General features: G+C 74.6%; 1 protein-coding gene. It reads right to left on the reverse strand.

Annotated features, from left to right (window positions below; genetic code table 11):
- Positions 1 to 127 precede the first annotated feature (127 nt).
- A partial coding sequence (locus tag ACWF9Z_RS25150) for an Rne/Rng family ribonuclease (RefSeq protein WP_453605396.1) occupies positions 128 to 3,325 on the reverse strand: 3,198 nt, incomplete at its 5' end.

Genomic DNA, 3,325 nt, shown 5'->3' on the forward strand with positions numbered 1-3,325 from the left:
GTGTTGCCGCGGGTGCCCCTGGGCCTCTCTCGGGGGGCGGGGGCCGGGGGGGGGGGGGGGGGGGGGGGGCGGGCGCCGCGGGGGGGGGGGGGGGCCGGAGGGGGCTTCGTGGAGCGGGATCCGCGGATCAGGCCTCGGTCGGAGCCGAGACGGCGGGCAGCGTCTGCTGCTCGGCCGCCGCGGTCTTCTTCGTCGCCCGCTTCGCCACGGTCTTCTTCGCGGCCGTCTTGGCCGTCGCCGCCTTCTTGGCGGCCGTGGCCTTCTTGGCCGGGGCCTTCTTCGCCGTGGTCGTGGCCGCCTTCTTGGCGGCCGTCTTGCGGACCGCCTTCTTGGCGGGAGCCGCGGGGGCCTCCTCCTCGACGACGGGCTCGGGCTCGGCGGCCGTCTCCGGGGCCGGGGTCTCCACCGGCGCCTCGACGATCACCACGGCCGACTCCGCGCCCGCCGGGGAACCGGCGGGTGCGGTGGCCTTGCGGGTGGCGCGGCGACGCGGACGGGCCGGTGCGGCCTCGGCCACGGGCTCGGCCACGGGCTCGGCCACCGCCGGGGTCTCCACGACGACGGGCTCGGGCTCCGGCGCGGCCGGGGCGACCGGCTCCGGGGCCTGCGCGGCCTCCGCGGGGGCGTCCGCCGAAGCGGTCGCCTTGCGGGTGGCACGGCGGCGGGTGCGGCCCTTGGGGGCCTCCTCCGCGACCGGCTCGGCCACGGCTGCCGGGGTCTCCACGACCTCGGCCACCTCGACCACCTCGGCGGCCTGGGCGACCTCCGCGGGCTCGACGACCTCGACGACCTCGATCTCGGCCTCCGTCACCGGCTCGGCCACGGGGGCCGGAACCGCGGCGCCCGCACCGCGCGGGGCGCCCGCCGGAGCGGTCGCCTTGCGGGTGGCGCGACGACGGTTGCGACGGCCGCTCACACCGGCGGCGGCCTCGGCCTCGGCCGGGCTGCTGTACAGCTCCTCGTCGGCGGCGAAGGAGGGCTCGGGCAGCGCGATGGGGGCGGCCGCCTCGGCAGCCACCTCCGCCTCGGTCTCGACCTCGTAGACGTCGCTCTCGACGGACTCCGAGACCTCGATGTCGTGCTCGTGCTCACCGGCGCGGCCACCGCGGCGCTTGGCGCGCTTGCCGCCGCCACCGCCGCCGATCGCGGTCGGGGTCTCCATGTGCACGATCACGCCGCGGCCGTTGCAGTGGACGCAGGTCTCGGAGAAGGACTCCAGCAGACCCTGGCCCACCCGCTTGCGGGTCATCTGGACCAGGCCCAGCGAGGTCACCTCGGCGACCTGGTGCTTGGTCCGGTCGCGGCCCAGGCACTCCAGCATGCGCCGCAGGACCAGGTCGCGGTTGGACTCCAGGACCATGTCGATGAAGTCGATGACGACGATGCCGCCGAGGTCGCGCAGCCGCAGCTGGCGCACGATCTCCTCGGCCGCCTCCAGGTTGTTCCGGGTGACGGTCTCCTCGAGGTTGCCGCCCTGACCGGTGAACTTGCCGGTGTTGACGTCGATGACGATCATCGCCTCGGTCTTGTCGATCACAAGCGAGCCGCCCGAGGGCAGCCACACCTTGCGGTCGAGCGCCTTGGAGAGCTGCTCGTCGATCCGGTACGTCGCGAAGACGTCCACCTCGGAGGTCCAGCGGGACAGCCGGTCGGCCAGGTCCGGGGCCACGTGGGACACGTACCCGTGGATGGTCTCCCACGCCTGGTCACCGCTGACGATGACCTTCGAGAAGTCCTCGTTGAAGATGTCGCGCACGACGCGGACGGTCATGTCCGGCTCGCCGTACAGCAGGCTCGGCGAAGAGGTCGTGATCTGGTTCGACTTCTTCTGGATGTCCTCCCACTGGGCCTGCAGACGCTCGACGTCGCGGCGCAGCTCGTCCTCGCTCGCGCCCTCGGCGGCGGTGCGCACGATGACGCCCGCGTCCTCGGGGACGATCTTCTTGAGGATGGTCTTCAGACGCGCGCGCTCGGTGTCGGGCAGCTTGCGGCTGATACCGGTCATCGAGCCCTCAGGCACGTAGACGAGGTAGCGGCCGGGCAGCGAGACCTGGCTGGTCAGGCGGGCACCCTTGTGGCCGATCGGGTCCTTGGTGACCTGCACCAGGACCGACTGGCCGGACTTGAGGGCGGCCTCGATGCGGCGCGGCCCGTGGGCCATGCCGAGCGCCTCGAAGTTGACCTCACCGGCGTACAGGACGGCGTTGCGGCCCTTGCCGATGTCGATGAAGGCGGCCTCCATCGACGGCAGCACGTTCTGGACCTTGCCCAGGTAGACGTTGCCGACGTACGAGGTGGCTTCTTCCTTGTTGACGTAGTGCTCGACGAGCACGTCGTCCTCGAGGACGCCGATCTGGGTGCGCTCGCCCGACTGACGGACGACCATCACGCGCTCGACGGCCTCACGGCGGGCCAGGAACTCGGCCTCGGTGATGATCGGGACGCGGCGGCGGCCCTGCTCACGGCCCTCTCGGCGGCGCTGCTTCTTCGCTTCCAGACGGGTCGAGCCCTTGATGGACTGGACCTCGTCGGAGGAGGTGGAGCCGGAGGCGGCGGAGGCTTCGGAACGCTCGCGGGCCGGGCGCGGCTCGCGGACCTTCACGACGGTGCGTACGCCGTCCTCGTCGCCCGCGTCGGCGTCCGTACCGCCGTCACCGCTGCGACGGCGACGGCGCCGGCGGCGACGGCTGGAGCTGGAGCCGAGGGCCCCGTTCTCCTCGTCGTCCTCCTCGGCGGAGTCGTCTTCCTCGCCGGCCTCTTCGGCTTCGGCCTCGGCCTCTTCCTCAGCGGACTCGTCGAGGTCGGCGGCCTCACCCCGACGGCGGCGACGGCCACCGCGGCGGCGACGGCGGGACGGGCGGTCGCCCGACTCGTCGAAGTCCTCCTCGGCGGACCCGTCGAGCTCGGCGGCCTCGGCCTCGTCCTCGATGAGTTCCACGTCGGCCAGCGAGACCGGAGCGGACGGCGCGGCGGCCGGAGCCGGCGCGGCCGGAACGGCGGTCTCGGCGGCGGCGCCGCGGCCACGGCGGCGGCGACGGCCGGCCGGCTGCGGGGCAGGAGCCGCCTCGACCTCAGCCTCGGCCTCGAGCTCCAGCTCCTCGTCCTCGAGGTCCTCGGCCGGGGCGGCGGCAGCGGCGGCCGCGGCCATGGCGGCGGTCTCCGGGGTCTGGAACATGGGCTCGGCGAAGACCGGGGCCTGGAACACGGCGACGGCGGGGCGTCCCGCGCGGCGGCCGCCCCGCGACGGCGCCGGGGCGGCGGGCGCCGCGGCCGGAGCGGCGGCGGCAGCGGGCTGCTGCGCGGCGGCGGCCGGGGCGGTGGTGGA

This window comes from Streptomyces sp. NPDC054961 (assembly GCF_053609145.1).